26 protein-coding genes are annotated in these 23,001 nt (G+C 43.7%); 23 read left to right on the top strand and 3 right to left on the bottom strand.

All coding sequences use genetic code 11. The features are described 5' to 3' along the window. The first annotated feature begins 12 nt into the window (after positions 1–12). From floA to NLX67_RS18075, 20 genes are all read left to right on the top strand, one after another. Complete coding sequence (gene floA / locus NLX67_RS18170) at positions 13–1,008, top strand: flotillin-like protein FloA (RefSeq protein ID WP_046178760.1); 996 nt, start codon at positions 13–15, stop codon at positions 1,006–1,008. A gap of 66 nt (positions 1,009–1,074) precedes the next feature. Further along, a complete protein-coding gene (locus NLX67_RS18165; RefSeq protein WP_254312841.1) occupies positions 1,075–1,398 on the top strand; it encodes a hypothetical protein in 324 nt (107 codons plus the stop codon). Between the two features lie 51 nt (positions 1,399–1,449). Next, entirely contained in the window at positions 1,450–1,716 is a 267-nt protein-coding gene (locus tag NLX67_RS18160) for a YabP/YqfC family sporulation protein (RefSeq protein ID WP_046178762.1), read from the top strand. Beyond that, positions 1,709–2,836 carry a sporulation protein YqfD gene (locus NLX67_RS18155; RefSeq protein WP_046178763.1) on the top strand — a complete coding sequence of 376 codons (1,128 nt, stop codon included), beginning with the start codon at positions 1,709–1,711 and terminating at the stop codon, positions 2,834–2,836. The genes NLX67_RS18160 and NLX67_RS18155 overlap by 8 nt, the downstream gene beginning before the upstream one ends. 26 nt (positions 2,837–2,862) lie before the next feature. After that, positions 2,863–3,852, top strand: a complete 990-nt coding sequence (locus tag NLX67_RS18150) for a PhoH family protein (RefSeq protein WP_046178764.1) — start codon at positions 2,863–2,865, stop codon at positions 3,850–3,852. Beyond that, positions 3,836–4,306 carry an rRNA maturation RNase YbeY gene (gene ybeY / locus NLX67_RS18145; RefSeq protein ID WP_046178765.1) on the top strand — a complete coding sequence of 157 codons (471 nt, stop codon included), beginning with the start codon at positions 3,836–3,838 and terminating at the stop codon, positions 4,304–4,306. Before NLX67_RS18150 ends, ybeY begins: the two co-directional genes overlap by 17 nt. Then, entirely contained in the window at positions 4,290–4,661 is a 372-nt protein-coding gene (locus tag NLX67_RS18140; protein WP_254312840.1) for a diacylglycerol kinase family protein, read from the top strand. The genes ybeY and NLX67_RS18140 overlap by 17 nt, the downstream gene beginning before the upstream one ends. 13 nt (positions 4,662–4,674) lie before the next feature. After that, positions 4,675–5,076, top strand: a complete 402-nt coding sequence (locus tag NLX67_RS18135; protein ID WP_046178766.1) for a cytidine deaminase — start codon at positions 4,675–4,677, stop codon at positions 5,074–5,076. Beyond that, entirely contained in the window at positions 5,066–5,974 is a 909-nt protein-coding gene (gene era / locus NLX67_RS18130) for a GTPase Era (RefSeq protein ID WP_046178767.1), read from the top strand. Before NLX67_RS18135 ends, era begins: the two co-directional genes overlap by 11 nt. A 23-nt stretch (positions 5,975–5,997) precedes the next feature. Then, a complete protein-coding gene (gene recO / locus NLX67_RS18125) occupies positions 5,998–6,771 on the top strand; it encodes a DNA repair protein RecO (protein ID WP_046178768.1) in 774 nt (257 codons plus the stop codon). A gap of 453 nt (positions 6,772–7,224) precedes the next feature. Next, entirely contained in the window at positions 7,225–8,115 is an 891-nt protein-coding gene (gene glyQ / locus NLX67_RS18120; protein ID WP_046178769.1) for a glycine--tRNA ligase subunit alpha, read from the top strand. Beyond that, the gene (glyS, locus tag NLX67_RS18115) at positions 8,108–10,174 is read left to right on the top strand and encodes a glycine--tRNA ligase subunit beta (RefSeq protein WP_254312839.1); all 2,067 of its coding nucleotides are present in this window, start codon (positions 8,108–8,110) and stop codon (positions 10,172–10,174) included. The genes glyQ and glyS overlap by 8 nt, the downstream gene beginning before the upstream one ends. Before the next feature lie 91 nt (positions 10,175–10,265). Continuing rightward, complete coding sequence (gene ccpN, locus NLX67_RS18110) at positions 10,266–10,904, top strand: transcriptional regulator CcpN (protein ID WP_046178771.1); 639 nt, start codon at positions 10,266–10,268, stop codon at positions 10,902–10,904. A 20-nt stretch (positions 10,905–10,924) separates the two neighbouring features. Next, positions 10,925–11,737: a pyruvate, water dikinase regulatory protein gene (locus NLX67_RS18105; RefSeq protein ID WP_254312838.1), complete on the top strand. Its 813-nt coding sequence runs from the start codon at positions 10,925–10,927 to the stop codon at positions 11,735–11,737. A gap of 239 nt (positions 11,738–11,976) precedes the next feature. Then, positions 11,977–13,794, top strand: coding sequence for a DNA primase (gene dnaG, locus NLX67_RS18100; protein WP_254312837.1), 1,818 nt, complete (start codon positions 11,977–11,979; stop codon positions 13,792–13,794). A 32-nt stretch (positions 13,795–13,826) separates the two neighbouring features. Then, positions 13,827–14,954 (top strand): RNA polymerase sigma factor RpoD, encoded by a 1,128-nt coding sequence (gene rpoD / locus NLX67_RS18095; protein ID WP_046178774.1) that lies wholly within the window; start codon positions 13,827–13,829, stop codon positions 14,952–14,954. 100 nt (positions 14,955–15,054) lie between these two features. Further along, the gene (locus tag NLX67_RS18090; RefSeq protein ID WP_254312836.1) at positions 15,055–15,588 is read left to right on the top strand and encodes a hypothetical protein; all 534 of its coding nucleotides are present in this window, start codon (positions 15,055–15,057) and stop codon (positions 15,586–15,588) included. A 132-nt stretch (positions 15,589–15,720) separates the two neighbouring features. Beyond that, entirely contained in the window at positions 15,721–16,095 is a 375-nt protein-coding gene (cccA, locus tag NLX67_RS18085; RefSeq protein WP_046178776.1) for a cytochrome c550, read from the top strand. A 97-nt stretch (positions 16,096–16,192) separates the two neighbouring features. After that, entirely contained in the window at positions 16,193–16,900 is a 708-nt protein-coding gene (locus NLX67_RS18080) for a tRNA (adenine(22)-N(1))-methyltransferase (RefSeq protein WP_046178777.1), read from the top strand. After that, positions 16,887–18,005, top strand: coding sequence for a Nif3-like dinuclear metal center hexameric protein (locus tag NLX67_RS18075; protein WP_254312835.1), 1,119 nt, complete (start codon positions 16,887–16,889; stop codon positions 18,003–18,005). Before NLX67_RS18080 ends, NLX67_RS18075 begins: the two co-directional genes overlap by 14 nt. Before the next feature lie 34 nt (positions 18,006–18,039). Here the strand turns inward: NLX67_RS18075 and NLX67_RS18070 are convergent, their stop codons facing one another. Beyond that, positions 18,040–18,996: a 4-hydroxy-3-methylbut-2-enyl diphosphate reductase gene (locus tag NLX67_RS18070; protein WP_046178779.1), complete on the bottom strand. Its 957-nt coding sequence runs from the start codon at positions 18,994–18,996 to the stop codon at positions 18,040–18,042. A 62-nt stretch (positions 18,997–19,058) separates the two neighbouring features. Continuing rightward, a complete protein-coding gene (locus NLX67_RS18065) occupies positions 19,059–19,487 on the bottom strand; it encodes a YqfQ family protein (RefSeq protein WP_254312834.1) in 429 nt (142 codons plus the stop codon). A gap of 139 nt (positions 19,488–19,626) precedes the next feature. Here NLX67_RS18065 and NLX67_RS18060 point away from each other — a divergent pair, with 139 nt between their 5' ends. Further along, positions 19,627–20,940, top strand: coding sequence for a DEAD/DEAH box helicase (locus NLX67_RS18060; RefSeq protein WP_254312833.1), 1,314 nt, complete (start codon positions 19,627–19,629; stop codon positions 20,938–20,940). A gap of 15 nt (positions 20,941–20,955) precedes the next feature. Continuing rightward, the gene (locus NLX67_RS18055; RefSeq protein ID WP_254312832.1) at positions 20,956–21,858 is read left to right on the top strand and encodes a deoxyribonuclease IV; all 903 of its coding nucleotides are present in this window, start codon (positions 20,956–20,958) and stop codon (positions 21,856–21,858) included. Here NLX67_RS18055 and NLX67_RS18050 read toward each other — a convergent pair. Beyond that, positions 21,848–22,114 carry a DUF2624 family protein gene (locus NLX67_RS18050; RefSeq protein WP_254312831.1) on the bottom strand — a complete coding sequence of 89 codons (267 nt, stop codon included), beginning with the start codon at positions 22,112–22,114 and terminating at the stop codon, positions 21,848–21,850. The two genes, NLX67_RS18055 and NLX67_RS18050, sit on opposite strands and share 11 nt — an antisense overlap. Before the next feature lie 106 nt (positions 22,115–22,220). On the opposite strand from NLX67_RS18050, the gene NLX67_RS18045 reads away from it, so the two are divergent. Continuing rightward, complete coding sequence (locus tag NLX67_RS18045; RefSeq protein WP_254312830.1) at positions 22,221–22,988, top strand: metal ABC transporter ATP-binding protein; 768 nt, start codon at positions 22,221–22,223, stop codon at positions 22,986–22,988. Positions 22,989–23,001: the final 13 nt, after the last annotated feature.

Genomic DNA, 23,001 nt, shown 5'->3' with positions numbered 1-23,001 from the left:
AGGAATTATTGTATGTTTGCAGGTAATACCATTCTTTTGATTGCAGCCATTGCCGGCGCGATCATTTTACTAAGTATTTTGTTAACTCTCGTCCCGGTTGCGCTTTGGATTTCAGCGCTCGCGGCTGGCGTTAAAATCAGTATTTTCACGTTAATCGGTATGCGTCTTCGCCGTGTTATACCAAATCGAATTGTGAATCCGCTTATTAAAGCATCTAAAGCAGGACTTGGTTTAAATATTAATCAGCTTGAAAGTCATTATTTAGCCGGAGGAAATGTTGACCGTGTTGTCAATGCTTTGATTGCGGCGCACCGTGCAAATATTGAGCTGTCATTTGAACGTGCCGCTGCGATTGACCTTGCAGGCCGTGACGTGTTGGAAGCTGTTCAAATGAGTGTAAATCCGAAAGTGATCGAAACGCCATTTATTGCGGGTGTGGCGATGAACGGAATTGAAGTAAAAGCAAAAGCGCGGATTACTGTAAGGGCCAATATTGACCGCCTTGTCGGTGGTGCAGGTGAAGAAACAATCGTTGCGCGTGTCGGCGAAGGGATCATTAGTACAATTGGTTCCAGCGAACATCATAAAAAAGTACTTGAAAATCCAGATATGATTTCACAAACTGTCTTAAATAAAGGTCTTGATTCCGGAACGGCTTTTGAAATTTTATCCATTGATATTGCAGACGTGGATATCGGCAAAAATATCGGCGCAGAACTTCAGACGGAACAAGCGGAAGCGGATAAAAACATCGCTCAGGCGAAAGCGGAAGAGCGTCGTGCGATGGCTGTTGCGAAAGAGCAGGAAATGAGAGCGCGCGTTGAAGAAATGCGGGCGAAAGTTGTTGAAGCGGAAGCGGATGTCCCGCTTGCAATGGGTGAAGCGCTTCGTGCCGGAAATATCGGAGTCATGGATTACTTGAACATTCAAAACTTATCCGCGGATACGGACATGCGTGGTGCGATCAGCAGTCTTGGCGACAAGAAAAAAGACCATAAGAATGACTAATTTAACCGTAAGGGGGTCATTGCAATAGAAGCGCTAATATTTGCCGTTATTGCCGGTTTGATCTCGATGTTTCTTAATAAAAATGAGAAGCAGGAAAAATCTAAAAAAAACAAACAAAAAGTAGAGCGGAAAATAAAAGAAATGGCCGGACAAATGGAGCGTAAACCGGCAGAAAAAGCTTCAACTGTTATGTCCTCCATAGAACAAAAGGAGCCATTAGGACCGAAATCCGCAAAGAATGAAGAAAAGCCCACTCGGTCTACACGACCGAAAAGAATAAAGAAAAAAGAACCGATATCTGTTATTGACACGTGGACGGGTGAAGACATGATTAAAGGAATTGTATTGTCAGAAGTGCTTAGACCACCGAAGTCAAAACGCAAAAAGTGATGAGTGCCCCTTTTTTTTCATACATATATGAAAAAGAAAGGGGCGTTTTTTATGAAGTGGATGGGAAAGATGGCCGGTCTGCCGGAAGACGCTGTCGGACGGATTCCGAGGGTTGTCATGATTGGTAATAGCAAAGTAGTTGTTTATAATGCCGAGAAACTAGAACAGTTTACCAATCAGTTCGTACGCATTCAACTGTCGAATGCCACGCTTGAAATACAGGGGAAATCACTGGAAGTATTAGAACTAATGCCTGCTGAAGTGGTGATTGAAGGGGAAATTACGTCGGTTTGTATGAAGGAAAAGAAACGTGGCTGACTTTTTTTTCACTGGTGCAGTAACCGTGTTGATTAGAGGAGAAGAAGCCCCTTTATTTCCAGGCAGACTACATCAACGCGGTGTCACATTAAAAAATCTTCAATACAACCGCCAGAATGAGGTTCGATTTTGCCTGTCCATCCGGGATCTTGGACAGCTCAGGCAGGAAGCAAGGCATTTTTCCGGCACAATTCGATTTGAAGAACGGACAGGTTTTCCATTTTTAAAAAAGCGTCTTTTCCAATATGCCCCATTTTTTTTGGCGAGTATCTGCTTTTTTATTATAATGATTCTTTTGTCTGCGATGATCATTCGAATTGATATACAAGGAGCAGATGCGGAATTGAAAGAGGACGTTCGAGTATTTTTGAAAAAAGAAGGTATTCGTGAAGGGGCAATTCGTTTAAATGATTTAGATGCGGAACAGATTTCCAGGCGTGCCGTTCAAGAAATCCCTGGAATCGTGCGTTTTACAATTGAAAAAAAAGGTGTCGTTTATATCGTTGATGTTTCTGCTGAGAAAAAAGCGGAAAATTCTTTAGCTGGAAGCCGTCATTTAAAAGCATCAAAATCGGGTGTTGTGCATGATTTATTTGTAGAGTACGGGGTATCGAAGATTCGGCGAGGAGATTTTGTGGAGGCTGGGAGCCGATTGATCACGGGGACAAAAAAGAAACCGGCTGCTGGAACAGTAACAGCAGAAACGTGGTACAAGGCAACCGTTACCCTTGGAAACAAGTCATTGAAAACACGAAATGGGGAAAAAAGAAAAAGTATCTTTTTTTCATTTGGAGAAAAAGAATTTAGTTTTTGGACAGCTTCTCCGTTCCAAAAGCCTGTTCAGTCAGAAGAAAACCGTTATTCCCTTCATTTTTTTTCTTATCGATTGCCGGTTTCTTTGCGGACCGAAACATTTTATCCATTAAAGTCAGTTACAACCATTGAATCTGAGGCAGAACAAGAGAAAAGAGCGATTCAGGCAGCGAAAGCCGCCTTAATGGCCAAACTGCCTAAAAAGGCAGTCATAATAGGCGAAAACGTTTTACAGAAGCGGGTTGAAAGTGGTAAAGTAAAGGTGATTATACACTTCCAAGTACTAGAAAATATTGCAATTAACTAATCGTGGCAGCTAAGGAGAATGATTGAATGCAGGAAGAATTGAAGTCAGCAGCCGTCGCTCTTGGCGACCAAAACGAAGCCGTCTTATTATTCGGCGTTTCTGATCGCCATTTAACGATCTTGGAAGAAGAGTTCCACGTATCAATGGTTACACGGGGAGAAGCAGTCCATATATCCGGATCTGCCCAAAACGTTGGAAAAGCACGTGTTGTGGTGGAGCAGCTGCTTGGGGTCATTCGCAAGCAAATCAACATAAGTGAACGCGATGTCATTAATGCGGTTCAAATGGCTAAAAATGGCACGATCGAATATTTAGATGAATTATATGAAGAAGAAATAACAAAAAATGCTAAAGGCAAGTCCATCCGTATTAAAACGCTTGGTCAGCGGGACTATATTGAAGCAATTCGAAGCAAAGACCTCGTTTTTGGTATTGGACCGGCAGGAACTGGTAAAACATATCTTGCTGTTGTGATGGCAGTGCGCGCGTTAAAAAACAGTCGGGTCAAGCGTATTATTTTAACACGTCCGGCAGTTGAAGCAGGCGAAAGCCTTGGGTTTTTGCCAGGAGATTTGAAGGAAAAAGTGGATCCTTATTTGCGTCCGTTATATGATGCACTCCATGACGTTCTCGGGGCAGAGCATACGGACCGGATGATCGAACGCGGAACAATTGAGATCGCGCCGCTCGCCTACATGCGCGGCCGTACACTGGATGATGCTTTTGTTATTTTAGATGAGGCACAAAATACGACCAAAGCACAAATGAAAATGTTTTTAACACGTCTCGGTTTTGGTTCCAAAATGGTTATCACCGGTGACCGGACACAAATTGATTTGCCTAAAGGGGCTGTTTCAGGTCTCGTTTCAGCCGAGCGAATCCTTGAAAATACGCATGGGATTTCGTTTGTACATTTAAATCAAACTGATGTCGTCCGTCATCCACTTGTGGCAAAAATGATTACAGCATATGAAAAAGCAGAAAAAGGAGATGACGGGAATGGTACTCGTCGTTGATTTTTTAGACGAAACAAACCAGCTTGACGAAGGAGCGGAAAAGCTTTCGGGAGAATTGCTGCAGCTTGCGGCAGCGAAAGAATTGGTGCCCGATGGCAGTGAAGTGTCTGTTACGTTTGTGACAAACGACCGGATTCAGGAAATGAACCGAGACTACCGGGAAAAAGATGCACCGACTGACGTCATTTCATTCGCACTTGAGGAAATGGGTGAAGATGAAGTAGTCATTACCGGGGCAGATTCGCCGAGGATTTTAGGCGACATTATCATTTCGATTGATCGGGCAAAAGAGCAGGCAGAAGAGTACGGTCATTCCTTTGAGCGGGAACTCGGTTTTTTAACGGTTCATGGCTTTTTGCACCTGCTTGGTTATGACCATATGAATGAGCAGGATGAAAAAGAAATGTTTGGCCGTCAAAAAGACATTTTGGATGCGTATGGACTTGAAAGATAATCAAACGTTTAATGTAAAAAGACTTTTCTCTTCATTAGGTTTTGCCGGAAATGGTTTGAAACTCGCGTTGCTTGAACCAAATATACGTGTTCACGCTGCTGCAGGTATTTTCGTATCTGCAGCTGGTTTTATTTTTGGGCTGACACGGCTCGAATGGTGTGTGCTTCTTTTAACAATAGCAGGCGTTATTACGCTTGAAATGATGAATACAGCCATTGAAAAAACGGTGGACCTGGTGACTGAGGAATACAGGCCGCTCGCTAAAATGGCGAAGGATCTTGCGGCAGGAGCAGTCCTTGTTTTTGCTTGTGCGGCGATTATAATTGGATGCATTTTATTTATTCCGAAATTTTAACGAGGTGGACAAGATGAATCAACAAAAGCTTATGGAAGCCGCAAAAGAGGCACGTGAAAGAGCGTATGTTCCATATTCGAACTTTAAAGTTGGCGCTGCGCTGTTAACGAAAGATGGACAAATCTTCGGCGGCTGCAACATTGAAAATGCAGCATACAGCGTTGTGAACTGTGCGGAGCGTACAGCCATTTTCAAAGCTTGGTCAGAAGGCGCGAATGAATTTGCGGCTATTGCCGTTGTAGCTGATACAAAGAGACCAGTGCCGCCGTGCGGTGCTTGCCGGCAAGTAATAGCCGAGCTCTGTCCGCCGGATATGCCCGTTATATTAACAAATTTACAAGGCGATGTGCAGATGCTGACAGTGTCAGAACTTCTGCCAGGTGCTTTTTCACCGGAGGATTTAAATGGAAAATAATAAATACAAATCAGGCTTTATTTCAATTATTGGCCGGCCAAATGTTGGGAAATCAACCTATTTAAATCGGGTGATCGGGCAAAAAATTGCCATTATGAGCGATAAGCCGCAGACGACGCGCAATAAAGTACAGGGTGTCCTGACGACAGATCATGCCCAAATGGTTTTTATCGATACACCAGGTATTCATAAACCGAAACATAAACTGGGCGACTTTATGATGAAAACGGCTGTAAACACGCTAAGAGAAGTAGACATTGTCCTTTTCATGATCAATGCGGAAGAAGGGTTTGGCGGGGGCGATGAGTTTATCATCGACAAGCTGAAAGATGTAAAAACACCGATTTTCCTGGTCATTAACAAAATCGATCGTATTCATCCGGATAAGCTGATGGAACTCATCGTGCAATATAAGGAATTTCTTGATTTTGCCGAAATTGTGCCAATTTCAGCTCTTGAAGGAAATAACGTGGACCGGCTTTTGGAGCAAATTCAAAAAATTCTTCCAGAAGGTCCGCAATACTATCCGGCTGACCAGGTAACCGATCATCCGGAGCGATTTATCGTTTCTGAATTAATCCGCGAAAAAGTATTGCATTTAACACGGGAAGAAGTGCCGCATTCGATTGCTGTAGTGATCGACAAGATTTCAAAGCGTGACGGGAAAGATATGATTGACGTTATGGCAACGATTGTGGTGGAACGTGACTCGCAAAAAGGGATTGTGATTGGAAAACAAGGTGCATTGTTAAAAGAAGTAGGCAAACGCTCACGTCAGGATATTGAGCATTTACTCGGCTCAAAAGTATTTTTGGAGCTGTGGGTAAAAGTTCAAAAAGATTGGCGCAACAAAGCAGCCAATCTACGCGACTTCGGATTTAAAGAAGACGAATATTAATGTCCTGATAAGGAGTGGGCGGCATGCTTGAAAAATGGGAAGGCATCGTGCTCCGGACAAATGATTATGGTGAAACAAACAAAATTGTAACGATGCTGACACGTGAAAAAGGAAAAAAAGCAGCAGTTGCAAGGGGTGCGAAAAAAATGAACAGCCGCTTGTCAGGCGTCACACAGCCATTTACACATGGCTATTTTCTCGTGCAGGGCGGTAAAGGTCTCGGCACGATGCAGCAGGGAGAGGCGCTTGACTCCATGCGCTACATACGGGAAGATTTATTAAAGACGGCCTACGCGGCATATATTGCTGAGCTGACAGACCGGACAACGGAGGACGGAGAAACGGGTGCCCCGTTATTCGAGCTCGTTCGAAAAAGTCTTGCGTACATTAACGATGGAATGGACCCGGCCATTGTTACGAACATTTTTGAAATGAAAATGCTTGTGCAGGTAGGATTGCGGCCGGAACTGTCAGCGTGCACGGTCTGCGGGGAAACAGAAGGCCAATTTGGTTTTTCCATTCGAGAAAACGGCTTAATATGCCATCGTTGTTTTGAAAAAGACCCGTATTACCTGCCGCTGTCGCCGGCTGCGATTCGCTTGCTGCGGCTTTTTTACTTTTTCGATCTTGACCGCCTCGGCTCAATTGATGTAAAAGAATCAACGAAAAAAGAGCTTCGGGCAGCTATTTCCATGTATTACGATGAATACGCCGGTTTGTATTTGAAATCCCGCCGTTTTTTGGAACAGATGGAGCGGTTTGAAGATGTCTTTAAAAAAGACGAAGTGGATGATTGACAAAAGAATGTTTTTGCATTACGTTTTAATAGACAAAAGCAAATAATGAAGTGCAGTGAAGGAAACAAGTAGGTATCATTCTCTTTTAAAGCGAGCCTGGGGCAGTGGGAGCCGGGTAAAGAGTAAATGCCGAACAGGCACTCCGGAGCACGTTTACAAGAAAGCGGCCATTTGGCAAATAGGGTGGAACCGCGGGTGATAAACCCGTCCCTATGTACACAATTTTGTGCTACATAGAGACGGGTTTTTTTGTTTTTTATATTGTCCAGCTTCAGGCGCCATTGAGACCCGCACGATGTGGGTTACAAAAGCGTTACGACGATCCGATCCAGATGATCCACAGGGACGTGGCGGCTTTGAAGCGTTGCGGCACGATGCCGCGTTCTTAGCTTTTGTTCCATAAGTCCATAAATAGGCGCCTTACGCTTTTCTTACAAAAAAGGAGGAATTAGAGTGAATATTCAAGAGATGATTTTAACGCTCCAGAAGCATTGGTCCGATCAGGGATGTATTTTAATGCAGGCATATGATGTGGAAAAAGGAGCCGGTACGATGAGTCCCTACACATTTTTACGGGCGATTGGACCGGAGCCTTGGAATGTGGCGTATGTAGAGCCGTCGCGCCGCCCGGCAGATGGCCGTTACGGTGACAACCCAAACCGATTATATCAGCATCATCAATTTCAAGTTATTATGAAACCGTCGCCGGACAATATTCAAGAATTATACTTGGATTCATTAAAAGCGCTTGGCATTGATCCGCTTGAGCATGACATCCGATTTGTTGAAGACAACTGGGAAAATCCATCGCTCGGCTGTGCAGGCCTTGGCTGGGAAGTATGGCTTGATGGAATGGAAATCACTCAGTTTACGTACTTCCAGCAAGTGGGGGGTCTTGAGTGCAAGCCGGTATCTGTTGAAATTACATACGGCATTGAGCGCCTGGCGTCGTACATTCAAGATAAAGAAAATGTATTTGAACTGGAGTGGACGAACGGGTTCACAGTTCATGATATTTTTTATCAGGCGGAGTTTGAGCATTCAAAGTATACATTTGAAACATCTGATCCGGACATGCTGTTTAACTTATTTGGCGTGTATGAAAAAGAAGCAAAACGTCAAATGGATGAAGGGCTTGTACATCCGGCGTATGATTACGTTTTAAAATGTTCGCACGTATTTAATCTTCTCGATGCCCGGGGAGCGATTTCAGTTACGGAACGGACCGCTTATATCGGCCGGATGCGGAACCTTGCCCGCCAGGTTGCGAAAACATTTTATGATGAAAGGGAAAAGTTAGGCTTCCCAATTTTAAACCGGAAAGGAGATGCAGCTCATGAGTAAAGATCTTTTATTGGAAATCGGTCTGGAGGAAATGCCGGCACGATTTGTCACCCAATCAATGAAGCAGCTCGGTGAAAAAGTGAGCACTTATTTAACGGAATTAAACATTGAATTTGGAGAGGTTCACACTTTTTCAACACCAAGAAGGCTGGCGGTCATTGTTAAAAATGTATCAGAAGCGCAAGCAGATATTGATGAAGAAGCAAAAGGCCCAGCGAAAAAAATCGCGCAGACAGAAGACGGGGAATGGTCAAAAGCAGCCGCCGGTTTTGCAAAAGGCCAAGGTATGACAACGGATGATATTTATTTTAAAGAAATAAAAGGCATTGAGTATGCACATGTAAAGAAATTTATAAAAGGACAAGAAACAGCAGCATTGCTTTCTGGTCTTGAACATGTCATTTTGGCGTTAACATTTGGCAAAAATATGCGCTGGGGCTCAAGCGATATTCGCTACGTGCGCCCGATTAAGTGGGTCACCGCTTTATTCGGTCAAAATGTCATTCCGTTCAGCGTCGCAGACGTACAAACAGGAACTGAAACAGCCGGGCACCGGTTTTTAGGGGAACGGGCGAGCATTAAGGAAGCGTCTGCCTATGTGGATACATTAAAGCAGCAGTTTGTTGTTGCTGATCCGACTGAACGCCGTGACATGATTTTAGCGGGACTAAAGCAGCTGGAACAAAAAAACAACTGGATGATTCCTGTCGATGAATCACTGTTAGAAGAAGTTAACAACTTGGTTGAGTATCCGACAGCCCTGTCCGGTTCCTTTAACGAAGAGTTTCTGGCATTGCCGGAAGAAGTACTGATCACATCAATGAAAGAGCACCAGCGCTATTTCCCGGTGAAAAAAGCAGATGGTACACTGCTTCCGCATTTCATTACGATCCGAAATGGAAACAGCCATGCGATAGACAAAGTATCACGCGGCAATGAAAAAGTATTGCGCGCCCGTCTGGCAGATGCGGATTTCTTCTACAAAGAAGATCAAAAAACGCCAATCGCCGATTCTCTTCAAAAGCTTGAAAAAATTGTATATCACGAAAAAATTGGTACCCTATCCGAAAAAGTCACCCGTATTCGCCGAATTACAGCGAATATAGCTGAGTTGATGAACGAAACGAACGAGATCAAATTGCTTGCAGACCGCACAGCAGAAATTTGTAAATTTGACCTAGTGACACAAATGGTTTATGAATTTCCAGAATTGCAAGGTATTATGGGAGAGAAATATGCCCGTCAAAAAGGTGAAAAAGAAGAAGTGGCTGTGGCGGTGAACGAACACTACATGCCACGCTCAGCGGATGACTCTGTTCCCTCAACAAAAACAGGCGCACTTGTCAGCATAGCGGACAAACTTGACACGATTACGGCTTGTTTTGCGGTGGGTATCATTCCAACAGGCTCGCAGGATCCATATGCGCTTCGCCGTCAGGCAGCGGGCATTGTGCAGACAATGATGAGGCGCAACTGGAATGTGACGCTTTCAGATATCATTTCCTCTGCCATTGCAGAAGTGCTGGCAGACAATATTGGTGATAAAGATGCTGAGACGTTACAAGCGGAAATCAGTTCATTCTTTGCACTTCGTGTAAAGCATATTTTACAGGAAAAAGGAATTCGTTATGATATCATCGATGCAGTTTTGACAAAAACAGGTACGCTGTCTGACATGGAAGAAACAGCTGCTGTTTTAATGAATCATAAAGATGATATAGACTTTAAAGAAACAATGGAAGCATTAAGCCGTATCGTCAATATTTCGAAAAAAGCGGATGGCGAACGTGACGTGAATCCGGCGTTATTCCAAAATGATCAGGAAACAGAGCTGTACAGTGAATATGTAAAGCTGCAAAGCGAGTGGGATAAAACGGCAGCAGCAGACGACCGCTATCAGCAGCTTGCCATGCTTAAGCCCGCCATTGAACGTTATTTCGACAATACAATGGTAATGGCAGAAGAAGAAACATTGAAGCAAAACCGCCTTGCTGTTATGCAGCATCTTGCCCGCATTATTCTTGAGTTTGCGGAAGTGACGGCCGTCCTCGTAAAATAAACCGGTCCATCCTGCACTGCCCGCTGTTTATTCGGTGAAAATGAGCTATAATAATGAGATGAGATAAAACATCGGGGTTTATTTTGACGGGGTGGTGAGGACAATCGAATTAAATAAACGGCAGAAAAAAATTGTGGAAATTGTAAAAGAAAACGGTCCGATTACCGGAGAACATATTGCCGATCAGCTAAGCTTAACCCGCGCGACGCTGCGTCCAGATCTGGCTATCTTAACAATGTCTGGATTTTTGGATGCGCGTCCGCGTGTCGGTTATTTTTATACGGGGAAATCAGGAACACAGCTGTTAACAGAAAGCCTAATGAAGCTGTACGTTCGTGATTTTCAGGCAGTCCCGGTCGCTGTCAAAGAACAGTCAACGGTCTATGATGCCATTGTTACGATGTTTCTTGAAGACGTCGGAACTTTATTTGTTGTAGATGAATCATTTTGCTTGTCTGGTGTTTTGTCGAGAAAGGATCTGCTTCGCGCAAGCATTGGCAAGCAGGATTTAAATTCTCTTCCAGTAAACATCATTATGACACGTATGCCAAACATTGCCGTCTGTGAACGGGATGATTTGCTGCTCGATGTCGCCAGAACACTTCTTGAAAAGCAAATTGATTGTGTACCGGTTATTAAGAAAACAAGCAAAGGGCTAGAAGTGACCGGCCGTGTAACGAAAACAACGATTACGCGGGCATTTGTATCATTAACTGATGATGATCATTAAAAGAAAGGCGGCTACGATACGTGAACGATCCGATCATTTATATCGTGTCTGATTCCGTCGGTGAAACAGCGGAACTCGTCACAAAAGCAGCTCTAAGCCAGTTCAGCGGCCCACATGCCGTCATTAAACGGTTTCCATATGTGGAAGACCCTGCTCATATCGATGAAGTAATCAGCCTCGCTAAGGAAGATCAAGGCATTATTATATATACGCTCGTAAAGCCGGACATCCGGAGATACATGATTGAGTCTGCCGAAGCGAATAATATAAAGGTATTTGATTTAATCGGCCCATTGATGGATCAGCTTGAATCCATGTATACGATGCAGCCATTATTTGAGCCAGGGCTCGTTCGTCGTCTAGATGAAGATTATTTCAAAAAAGTAGACGCGATCGAATTCGCCGTTAAATATGATGATGGCCGTGATCCGCGAGGATTGTTAAAAGCAGATATCATTTTAATTGGTGTTTCTCGTACGTCGAAAACACCGTTATCGCAATTTTTGGCGCATAAACGGGTGAAAGTGGCCAATGTACCGATTGTACCGGAAGTGGATCCGCCGCAGGAATTGTTTTCTGTTCCGAAAGAAAAATGCATCGGCTTAAAAATCAGTCCAGAAAAATTAAATTCGATCCGCCGCGAACGACTTATTTCTTTAGGACTTGATGACAGCGCAAGCTATGCAGATGTGGAACGGATAAAAAAAGAATTAATGTATTTTGAAGAAATTACAGCGAAAATTGGCTGTGATGTCATTGATGTAACAAACAAAGCGGTTGAAGAAACAGCGAATATTATTATGAGCCTGTATCGAAGCCGGAAAAGTACATAATCGACTGATTATGTACTTTTCATTTTTGTGAAAATGTTCTATAATAGAATATTGTGATAAAAAGTATTCGAAAAAGGTTTAGACCCCCCTTCAAAAGAATAAACTAAGTATGTAACCTCTCTTTTGATCGCATTTATACAACAAGGTGTTCTTTTTAACGAACTTTTGTGCGAAAAGAAGGATTCTATTCACGTGTGTAGAATAAATACAAAATACGATTTTACAGCTGGTGATGTCACATGTCTGGAAGAATTCCTGAAGCAACGATTCAACAGATTAAACAGGGCGTTGATATCGCCGATGTGATCGGGGATTATGTTCAGCTAAAAAAACAGGGTCGAAATTATTTCGGCTTATGCCCATTTCACGGTGAAAACTCGCCGTCCTTCTCCGTGTCACCCGAGAAGCAAATTTACCATTGTTTCGGTTGTGGCGCTGGAGGTAACGCGTTTACTTTTTTAATGGAAATGGATCAGCTCCCTTTCCAGGAAGCCGCCGTCAGACTTGCCGATCGTGCAGGCGTGGCACTTGATATTTCTCCATCAGAAAGCGAACAGCCAACAAAAACAGACGAAAATGCCGATCTGTATGAAGCGCATGAACTGATGGCGAAATTTTACCGGCATGTATTGCTAAACACTGAAGAAGGAAACGAAGCACTTCGTTATTTGCACGAACGTGGATTTACGGATGAGGACATTGACCGTTTCCAAATTGGCTGGGCTTTGCCGCAGCCTGAATTTGCACTGAACATCCTGAAAAAACGCGGTTTTTCCATTGAACGGATGGAACGAGCCGGGCTATTGATCAAAAACGACGAAACGGGCCGTTATTTCGACCGGTTTCGAAGCAGGATCATGTTCCCGCTTCATGATCAGAAAGGGCGTGTGGCTGGATTTTCAGGCCGTGATCTTCATAACGGACAGCCAAAATATTTAAATTCACCTGAAACACCTATTTTTCATAAGAGCAGCCTTCTGTACCATTTCAATGCAGCACGGACTGCGATCAAAAAACAAAAACAATTCGTCCTTTTTGAAGGGTTCGCAGATGTCGTTGCTGCAGTCAGAGCTGGTTTCGGGCAGTCCGTTGCGGTCATGGGTACAGCCTTGACAGAAGAACATATTAAGCAGTTAAAGCGTGTTTCCGATCAGGCGATTATTTGTTATGACGGAGACAATGCCGGTTTAAATGCCGCTTATAAAGCAGCAAATATGCTGGTGAGTCACGATATGTCTGTAAAAGTGACCGTTCTTCCAGAACAGCTCGATCCGGATGAATTTATTAAGCAAAAAGGAGCGGATGCTTTTTCCGCTTACGTGAAAGACTCGTCGCTCACATTCATGGCGTTTAAAATGGATTATTTAAAACGCGGAAAAAACATGCGGGATGATGAGCAAAAGTTTCGATACATTGAAGAAGTACTTGCAGAAATCGCGGGCTTGAAAAAAGCAGTAGAGCGTGATCATTATTTGCGCCGTCTCGCTGATGAATTTTCACTTTCGCTGCAGGCATTGCAGGAGCAGGAAAAAACGCTCTTTTTAAAAAAGCGCCCTCCAAAAGCAACGCTTCCTAAAAAAGAAACATCAACCAGTGCTTTTTCACAGCGAGAACGGTCGATCCGACAATATCCGCGTCATGAAACAGCGGAAAGAAGACTGTTGGCGCATATGCTCGTCAATCCAGACCTTACAGAACGACTTCGGGCGATGCTGGAAGGTGATCCGTTTTCAATTGATGAGCATCAAGCGCTTTTTACGTATTTACTTGGGTATTATGAACAAACCGAAGAACCGGATATGGCATCTTTTTTATCTGTGCTGCAAGATGATCAGCTTCGGCGTCTAGCCGTGGATATTAGCTTAACAACCATAAATCATGAACCCGGAGAAGAAGAGCTGCGTGATTATGTTAAAGAAATTCAAAAGCAGCATCGCCGTTTTGAGATTGAAGAGAAAAAAAGAGAGCGCATTGAAGCAGAGAAACGCCACGATTACGTAGGTGCTGCACGCATTTTGCACGAAATTATTTCGCTCGAAAAATTACTTACCCGCTAGTTACGTCCAGGAAGTTGGAAGGAGGGGGACTAATGACTGAAAAGTCAACACGTTCCAAAGAAACTGAATTAACACTCGAAAAAGCAAAAGAACTCATTATTGAAACAGGTAAAAAAAGAGGGGAATTAACATATAATTATGTGGCGGATAAACTTGCCTCATTTGAAGTGGATTCCGGACAAATTGATGAATTTTACGAATCCCTGACAGAACAAGGGGTCGAGCTTGTCGATGAAGAGGAAAGCAATGGTGAAAACGATCCGAACATCCAAGAGCTTGAAAAAGAAAGTGAAGAGTTTGATTTAAACGACTTGAGCGTTCCTCCGGGTGTGAAAATTAATGACCCGGTGCGCATGTACTTGAAAGAAATTGGCCGTGTCGATCTTTTATCCGCCCAGGAAGAAATTGAGCTTGCCCACCGCATTGAAGAAGGGGACGAAGAAGCAAAGCGCCGTCTTGCAGAAGCGAACTTGCGGCTTGTTGTCAGTATCGCCAAACGTTATGTAGGACGCGGAATGCTGTTTCTTGACTTGATTCAAGAAGGGAACATGGGACTTATCAAGGCAGTTGAAAAATTTGATTACCGCAAAGGATTTAAATTCAGTACGTATGCTACTTGGTGGATTCGTCAGGCGATTACTCGTGCGATTGCAGATCAGGCACGGACAATCCGAATTCCCGTTCATATGGTTGAAACGATTAACAAATTGATCCGCGTTCAGCGCCAGCTTTTGCAGGATCTCGGTCGGGAGCCTGCACCGGAAGAAATTGCCGAAGAAATGGACTTAACCCCAGAAAAAGTCCGTGAAATTTTGAAAATTGCACAAGAGCCTGTTTCACTTGAAACACCGATTGGTGAAGAAGATGATTCACACCTTGGTGATTTTATTGAAGATCAGGAAGCGACATCTCCGTCTGAGCACGCGGCCTATGAACTGCTGAAAGAGCAGCTTGAAGACGTTCTTGATACGTTAACAGACCGAGAAGAAAATGTACTTCGTCTTCGCTTTGGACTTGATGACGGCCGGACCCGTACACTTGAAGAAGTAGGCAAAGTATTCGGCGTGACACGTGAGCGTATTCGCCAAATTGAAGCAAAAGCCCTCCGAAAGCTTCGTCACCCGAGTCGCAGTAAGCGTCTTAAAGATTTCTTAGAATAAAATGCATTGCTTGCCGGGTTTTCCCGGCTTTTTTCATGCGGGAAAGCAGGATAATTGTATCTCGTCACGAATAGTATTGTTTATTGGGGTGTGACGCAGGATGAAACAAGATAAAAAAGATATTATTATTCATGAAATACTTCTTTGGAAAGAAAATCATATGCTGCCGCCGCATTATTGTGACTATTTACTGGCTCTTTATATGCAGGGAGAAGAATTTACAGAATCGGGCAGGCGAGCCAAAATTAGACGCGTTCATATGACGTCAGCATTGCTCGCTTTTTTGCTTTTGCCAGTTGCTGTATTTATTCTTTATTTTACGGAATTGTCTTTTCTTTTGCAAACAGTGATTTTGACAAGTTTTGTCGGAAGCTTGCTGCTGCTTGCTCTCTTCTTTTCGAGGCAAAAAGTACTTGCTCCGCTGTTGTTTTTAGGAGCGGCCATATTAATGCTTTTGCTTTCATTAGAGCTGCATACGCGCCTGTTTCATGACAATCCTTACTCTTTATACGGCCTGCTGTCTTTAAATTGTCTGCTCTGGATCTATACAGGCATCAAGCTGCGGCTTCTTTATTTTACGATTTCAGGCGGTCTTGGCTTTCTAGTCATCCTTTTTTTCTTGGCAAGAGGTTAAAATGTGTCAGAATTGCGAAATGACGAAAAAATCTTTTACGTAAGCCTTTTCCACAGAATGATTTTCAAGTAAAATGATAGGTGTTTGTACTTTTTGATTAACACGTATACATAAAAGGGAGGGGTAAACAACATGAATCGCAATCCGTTAATTCCATTTTTATTGATCGCAGTATTCGGACTTGGATTGATGTTCTTCTTGTCATTAGACGGAATCGACAATGCAGAAGAAATTGCAAGTGAAGAAGAAGCGGAAAAAGAAGGCGGCGGTGACACAGCTGCAGGCGGCGAATTTGATCCGGAAGCGCACTACCAGTCATCTTGTATCGGCTGTCACGGCAGCAGCTACGAAGGCGGCGCTGGTCCATCACTTAAAGGTGTAGGTGAGAAGCTTTCACAAGAAGAAATCCAGGATATCGTTGTAAACGGTAAAGGCGGTATGCCGCCAGGACTTGTTCCAGAGGAAAATGCTGAAGCAATGGCTGCTTGGCTTGCTGAAATTAAATAATGAATTAGAACGAGGCCTTTGTATTATGCAAAGGCCTTTTTCTTTTTGAAAATATGATAAAATAGAAAAGAATTTTAATAAAAAGCGGTGAATGTATATGAATAGCAATCAATTATCAAAACGATTAGAAATGGTCGCGTCTTTTATTCAACCTGCTAGAACTTTTGCGGATATCGGCTCAGATCATGCATATCTTCCTTGTTACGCAGTGAAAAAAAGACTAGTGGACCAAGCTGTGGCTGGAGAAGTGGTGGAGGGTCCCTTTCAGTCTGCCAGACGACAAGTATTGTTAGAAGGGTTATCAGGACAGATTGATGTCCGTAAAGGAAGCGGTCTAGCTGTTTTAATGGCTGGAGAAGTAGAGTGTATTGCCATTGCGGGAATGGGCGGACCGCTCATTGCCTCGATCTTGGAAGATGGAAAGGAAAAGCTGCCGGGTGTAAAAAAACTTGTCTTGCAGCCGAATATAGCCGGGCATGCGGTCCGAGAATGGCTTGATGCGAATAACTGGACGATTGAGCAAGAAGAGATTTTGGAAGAAGACGGCCAGCTCTATGAAGTAATCAGTGCCGTGGCGGGTTCTTCACGGCGTTTATCTCAGAAAGAAATTTATTTTGGTCCCGTATTAATGAAACGGCAAAATGAGGCGTTTAAGTTAAAATGGAACCGGGAACTTGAGCAAATCAAACGAGTGTTCAGCCAGCTGTCAGCTGCACAAAATAATGAAAGTACGCAAAAGAAAAAACATGAATTGGAACAAAAAAAGCAGTGGATTAAGGATGTGGTGATCGATGAAAATGCCTAATGGACATGAAATTATTCAGATGTTTGAACGATTTTCACCGAAATCATATGCGATGGATGGCGATAAAGTTGGATTGCAGATTGGCCGCTTAAACAAACCGTGCGGGCGGGTTATGATTGCGCTTGATGTACTTGAAAGTGTAGTGGATGAAGCGATTGAAGAAAACATTGATTTGATCATCGCCCATCACCCAATGATTTATCGTCCGCTCGGTTCCATTCAAACAGAACAAACAGCAGGACGGGTCATTGAAAAGCTAATCAAGCATGACATCGCTGTTTATGCGGCTCATACAAACCTGGATGTGGCCAGAGGCGGCGTCAATGATTTATTAGCAAGTGCGCTTGGCCTCATTGATACAGAGGTACTCGTGCCAACAGTGACAGAAGAGCTTCGTAAGCTCGCCGTTTTTGTGCCAATAGATCATGCAGAAGCCGTAAGAGCCGCTCTTGGAGGAGCGGGAGCAGGTTTTATTGGGAAATACAGTGAATGTTCATTTTCTCAAGCAGGAACAGGTCGTTTTCAGCCGGAAGAGGGTGCGGATCCGTTTATTGGTCATTCCGGTCAATTACAAGCAGTGCAGGAAGAAAAAATTGAGACGATTTATCCTGCGCAATTGGAGAAAAAAGTGCTGGGAGCCATGTTTAAAGCACACCCATATGAAGAGGTAGCTTATGACATCTATTCTCTTGAAAACAAGGGAGAATCGCTCGGTCTTGGCCGGATTGGCCTGCTGCCAGAAGAGATGACCCTTGAGCAATTTGCGGAGCAGGCAAAGAAATCTCTTGAGTCTGGCGGTGTCCGTGTCGTTGGAGATATGACGCGCATTGTCCGGAAAGTGGCGGTGCTTGGCGGAGATGGAAACAAATATTGGCAGACCGCGCTTCGCAAAGGAGCAGATGTGTATGTGACAGGTGACTTTTATTACCATACGGCACATGACGCGGATGCGGAAGGACTGGCCGTTGTTGATCCGGGCCATAACGTAGAAAAAGTAATGAAAAAAGGCGTTGCGGCTATACTTCACGAGCAGGCTTCTAAACAAAAATGGGATGTTGCATTTGTCGCTTCTGCTGTAGACACGGACCCGTTTCAATTTTTATAAAAAAAAGCAGCTCCGGGAAAATCGGAGCTGCTTTTTAACGTGAGGTTAGCGTGGATTTTTTGACTTTCGGTAAAATTTTCTCAAGCGGTACTTTCCGTTCGCGTATCCAAGTCGATTCATCTTCTGGATCAAACGCTTCTAAAAATCGAATTACTTCTTTAACGATGGGGGTTGGTGTGGAAGCACCTGCTGTAATGGCAGCTGTTTTGGCGTTTTTCAGCCACTCGATATCAATTTCGGATACATCAGATACACGGTACGCATTCGTGCCGGCAATTTCAATCGATACTTGTGCTAGACGGTTTGAGTTGTTGCTTTTTGGGTCGCCAACCACAATGAGCACGTCTGCAGCACCGGCTTGTTCGGCTACCGCTTCCTGGCGAACTTGTGTAGCGAGGCATATTTCTTTATGCATTTCAGCGTGTGGATATTTTTCTTTAATGGCATCCATAATATCCACAACGTCCCACTGGCTCATCGTTGTTTGGTTAGTGACAATAATTTTATCGTTTTTTATGTGAAGCGCGTTGACATCATCCGCATTTTCAACCAGGTGAACGATTTCAGGTGCGACGCCAACAGCGCCTTCCGGTTCCGGGTGTCCTTTTTTTCCAATGTAAATGACATGATAGCCCTCTGATTTTTTGGCTCGGATCAAATCATGAGTAACCGTCACGTCCGGACAAGTTGCATCTATCGTCGTTAAATTCTTTTGCCGGGCGATTTCGCGTACTTCCGGCGACACGCCGTGAGCAGTGTAAATGATAGTTCCTTCTGTCACTTGCTCAATAATTTCTTTCCTGTTTTTTCCGTCTAGCGTAATGATGCCGTCCGCTTCAAATGCATCTGTCACATGTTTATTGTGGACAATCATGCCTAAAATATAAATAGGGCGCGGCAATGTTTTATCGAGAGCGGCGTTGCGGGCGATGACCATCGCATCAACTACACCGTAACAATAACCGCGGGGTGAAATTTTAATAATTTCCATACAGCAGCCTCCTCATTCTTCTCTTTCCTATTATAAATGAGAAAGCACTGAAAACAAAGCATTCAACTATATCGTCCTGGAAACCATGGTACGGATTCAGCGGGTCGAATTGGTTCTTTCTTCACTTGTTCTTTCTCCACTTTTTCTTTCTTCAAGAGTTCCTTCTTTTGAGCTTCCACTTTCAATGGTTCTGTCTTTTTTTCTTCCGGGCTATCCGGATCTGGCATGGAATTGACAGCCCTGTAGAGCTTCCACATTTGAGGCAGGTTTTTAACCATCGGACCATATTGATCAATGAGCGGCCGCACTTGCTCTGCGGTTGCCATAAACTGCTGTGCCTGTTGAAGCCAATTGCCTGTTTTTGCGGTGAAACCGGGGACAGAAGGATTAGCTCGAATAGGCGGAGCGGGAGGATGTGGATTAAAAAAATTGCGGCCTGGATTTGAATAAAAAGAACTGCGGCCTGGATTTGGCGCATATCGATGCAGCAAAACAGTCACCCTTTCCTTTTTCTCTATCATATTCATTTTGGAACAGGCATGTGCGTAAACGTTCCTTTGCTTTCTACGCGCTTTTAGTATATCATCGTAACGTGCATAAACTTTGAACGTGAAAGGAATTTGATGCCATATGGCAAACCATACATTTGAACACTACGGGCTAAAACCGTTTATTTATAAAGGAATTGAAGCATTGCGCTTTAAAGAGCCCACGCCGATTCAGCGAAACATGATTCCGCTTATTTTAAAAGGGGAAAGTGCGATTGGCCAATCCCAAACCGGCACAGGAAAAACACATTCGTATGTGCTTCCGATTTTAAACCGTATTCAAACAGATAAAAAAGAAGTACAAGCGGTAATTACAGCCCCGACACGTGAACTCGCTACTCAGCTTTATCAGGCGTTTCAAAAAGTAGCGAAAGAATCGGAAGAAGAAATTGTTGTTCGGAATTTTGTAGGCGGAACGGATAAGAAAAGAGACGTGGAACGTTTAAAAACCCCCCCGCACATTATGGTCGGAACTCCAGGAAGAATCGCTGACCTCATTGGCGATAATGCGATTTCTGTTCACAAAGCGGAGATGCTCGTCGTAGACGAAGCCGATTTAATGCTTGATATGGGTTTTATTAATGATGTTGACCGAATTGCATCTGGTATGCCTGAACAGCTTGGCATGTTTGTTTTTTCTGCAACAATCCCACAAAAATTAAAGCCATTTTTAAAGAAATATATGGAAAACCCAGAATATGTGCACATTGAGCCAAAACGGACATCCGCTGCAAACATTGAGCACTTGCTGATTCCAGCGAAAAGCCGCGACAAAGTAGATGTTGTGTACGATTTATTAAAAGCATTCAATCCGTATTTGGCGGTTATTTTTACAAATACAAAACAAAAAGCGGATGAAGTGGCGGATAAGCTTTCGGAAAAAGGATTGAAAACCGGCCGCATTCACGGGGATTTGCCGCCGCGTGAACGGAAAAAGATGATGAAGCAGGTTCATGACCTCGAGTATCGATATATCGTCGCAACAGATCTTGCGGCCCGTGGCATTGATATTGAAGGCGTCAGCCATGTGATCAATTATGAGCTGCCAGCTGATCTCGATTTTTATATTCACCGGGCAGGCCGGACGGCTCGTGCCGGCGCATCAGGTATTTGTGCGACGGTTTATTTGCCGGCGGATGAAGATGCGATTGCCAAGCTTGAAAAGCGTGACATCACATTTTCGAACGGTGATGTTCGTGGCGGAGAAGTAGTAGAAACAGCTGATCGGAACCGCCGGAAAAAGCGGGAGAAAAAAGAAGAAAACGTCAACCCGCAAGTAAGAGCAGTGACAAGCCGTCCGCAAAAAGTAAAGCCGGGTTATAAAAAGAAACGGAAAATGGAAGTTGCAAAAATTGAAAAACGGCAGCGCCGTATTGATGCTCGTAATAAAAAGTAACAGGGAGTTTGAAGAATGTTGAAAATTGGATCGCATGTTTCAATGAGCGGCAAGAGAATGCTGCTCGGTGCCAGTGAGGAAGCTGTTTCTTACGGTGCATCTACTTTTATGGTCTATACAGGCGCACCACAAAATACACGCCGCAAGCCGATTGAAGACTTGAACATTGAAGCGGGCCGCCGCCATATGGAGCAAAATGGAATCGATGAGATCGTTGTCCACGCTCCTTATATTATTAATCTGGGCAATACGATTAAGCCGGAAACATTTCAGCTTGGCGTCGATTTTCTTCGGATGGAAATTGACCGGTCCACGGCCATCGGTGCCAGCCAGATTGTTCTTCATCCCGGTGCTCACGTCGGCGCAGGTACAGAAGCGGGATTGAAAAAAATTGCGGAAGGCTTGAATGAAGTAATAGAGCAAAATCAGACAGTTCAAATTGCGCTGGAAACAATGGCGGGAAAAGGGACTGAGTGCGGGCGGCAATTTGAAGAAATTGCGATAATTATGGACATGGTGAATCAAAATGATAAGCTGTCGGTTTGCTTTGATACATGCCATACACATGACGCAGGTTATAATATCCGAGAAGACTTTGACGGTGTACTCGAACAATTTGATCGAATTATTGGGATCGATCGTTTAAACGTACTTCATATCAATGACAGTAAAAATGAACGCGGTGCTGGAAAAGACCGTCATGAAAACATTGGCTTCGGCTACATCGGCTTTGATGCGCTTTCTTATATCGTGCATCACCCGCAGCTAATTAACGTGCCGAAGATTTTAGAAACGCCTTACATTGGCGAAGATAAGAACACAAAAAAACCGCCATACCTTCAAGAAATTGCGATGCTTCGCGCAAAGCAGTTTGATGAAAGCGTGCGGGATAAAGTTACAGAGAGCGTTATAATTTAAGGAAATGCATATACGGATGGAGCATCATTTCAAGGGCTGCTGCTTCTCGTTTACCGAGAATTGTTTCAGCTGCTTGAAACAGCTCGGTCCTTTTTTTTTCGGAAAACAAATCCACTTCATGATTCGCAAGCCATTCAATAAACTGATCGGCTTGTTTTTCCGTTAACGCCACTTGGAATTTTTTCGATTGTTCCATGAGTTCGGCTTTGGTAATAGACTGAACGCGTCGGTTGACGATTTGATGAAGAGGCTGCATAATCTACTCCTTTCCTGGGGTCACTTCGTTTACTTGAAAGCGGTCATACTGTATACTGTATAGTGTTTAAATCGTAATCATTCTTACTGTTAAAGGAGTTCTATATATGAAGGAAAAACCGCCTGTCATTGATATACGCGATGTGAACTTCCGTTATGACCGCGAAAATGTACTCGAGCATATCAATTTATCGATTCCAAAAGGTGCCTTCGTCGGCCTGGTCGGGCCAAATGGATCCGGAAAATCAACACTGTTAAAAATTATTTTAGGTTTGTTAAAAGCGAAAGAAGGGAATGTTGAGCTTTTTGGCATACCCCAGAACAAATTTAAAGAATGGGACCGGATCGGTTTTGTTTCACAAAAAGCAAATTCATTTAACACAGGTTTCCCGGCAACGGTTTTTGAAGTAGTCATGGGCGGATTAACAAAAAAAATCGGCTTATTCCGTCGGCCTGGCCAAAAAGAAAAAGAGGCAGTAGCACAGGCTATCCGGGCTGTCGGCATGGAAACATTTTTAACGCGGAATATTGGAGACTTATCCGGCGGCCAGCAGCAGCGTGTTTTTATTGCGAGAGCCATCGTTTCCAATCCATCCATTTTAATTTTAGATGAGCCGACTGTTGGGGTAGACAGCCAAAATGTCGATTCATTCTATCGTATGCTCACGCATTTAAATCAAGAACTCGGGATGACACTTTTGCTCGTTACGCATGATATCGGCACTATTACCGATAAAGTTACCCATGTGGCCTGTCTGAATAAATATTTGCATTTTCACGGCAGTATGAAACAATTTGTGGAGTTAGATGAACAAGAGCTGTCTGATTTATACGGACACGGCATTCGCCTGCTTGATCATCACCACGATCATTGAAGGGAAGACCATT

The organism is Domibacillus sp. A3M-37, assembly GCF_024213455.1.
In the GTDB taxonomy this organism is placed as follows: Bacteria; Bacillota; Bacilli; order Bacillales; family Domibacillaceae; genus Domibacillus; species Domibacillus tundrae.
The sequence above is the reverse complement of the archived record's forward strand: the minus strand, read 5'-3'. Positions and strand labels throughout refer to the sequence as shown.